Source organism: Nostoc sp. MG11 (assembly GCF_014904695.1).
In the GTDB taxonomy this organism is placed as follows: domain Bacteria; phylum Cyanobacteriota; class Cyanobacteriia; order Cyanobacteriales; family Nostocaceae; genus Komarekiella.
Genome location: NZ_JACXXN010000187.1, coordinates 1 through 1,018 on the forward strand (window position 1 = coordinate 1; position 1,018 = coordinate 1,018).

2 protein-coding genes are annotated in these 1,018 nt (G+C 36.1%); both read left to right on the forward strand.

The genetic code is table 11. From position 1 onward, the window contains the following. Positions 1–55: 55 nt before the first annotated feature. The gene (locus tag HCR01_RS41040; RefSeq protein WP_193201022.1) at positions 56–592 is read left to right on the forward strand and encodes a helix-turn-helix domain-containing protein; all 537 of its coding nucleotides are present in this window, start codon (positions 56–58) and stop codon (positions 590–592) included. Then, positions 501–1,001, forward strand: a complete 501-nt coding sequence (locus HCR01_RS37990; RefSeq protein ID WP_193201023.1) for a transposase — start codon at positions 501–503, stop codon at positions 999–1,001. The genes HCR01_RS41040 and HCR01_RS37990 overlap by 92 nt, the downstream gene beginning before the upstream one ends. The last annotated feature ends 17 nt before the right edge of the window (positions 1,002–1,018 follow it).

The window sequence follows — 1,018 nt, forward strand, 5'->3', positions numbered from 1 at the left end:
TACAGCACTTGCGTCTGTTATGAGGTACAATCAATTAAAATATAAATCCCTTTAAATGAAGTCATACTCTGTCGATCTTCGAGAAAAAATAGTTGCAGCACATCTTCAAAAAAACATCTCAATCAGGAAAGTAGCTAACATATTTTCTGTCTCAAAGAGTTTAGTGCAAAAGCTGGTAAAACAACAAAAACTTGAAGGAAATTTACAATCCAAGCCGCGAGGAAAGCCACAATTTAGTCATTTAACAAATGCTGACATAGAGTTGAGAGAATTAGTTGAATCATATCCAGATGCAACATTGATAGAGTTGTGTGAATTATTTGCAGACAAGACTGGCAATTGGGTAGGTCGAAGTGCAATGTGTCGTGCGTTACAGAAATTAGGATTAAATCGGAAAAAAAACAAAGCGGAGTACCCAAGCAGGCACAGAGAGAGTCCTAAATTTAAGATTAGATTATTGGGAAAAGGTCAAACATATAGAGCCAGAAAATTTAGTATTTTTGGACGAAACTGGTATTCTACTTGGGTTAACGAGGACTCATGCCCGTTCACAAATGGGAACAAGAGCCTACTCTCTCAACCCGTTTTATAGAGGATCAAAAGTTACAGTAATTGGAGCAATTAGTATTAAAAAAGTAGTTGCATTAATGACAATGAATAACTCAATGGACGGCATTGCATTTGAATTATTTGTTGAGAAGTTTTTAGTGCCAAATTTGTGGTCAGAAGCAGTGGTAGTCATGGATAATTTATCCGCACATAAACTAGATTCAATTGTGTCCATGATTGAAGCTGTAGGTGCGAAAGTTATTTGTTTATCCTCATACTCTCCCGATTTTAATCCTATTGAATTATGGTGGTCACAACTTAAATCTTTTTTACGTAGTTTCACTCCAACTACAACAGAAATGGTTGATAAACTAATCTCAGTTGCACTCGACTTAATAAATCCTCAACATTTAAGAAACTGGTTTGCCAGTTGCTGCTACTGTACCTCATAACAGCCGTAAATGCTGTA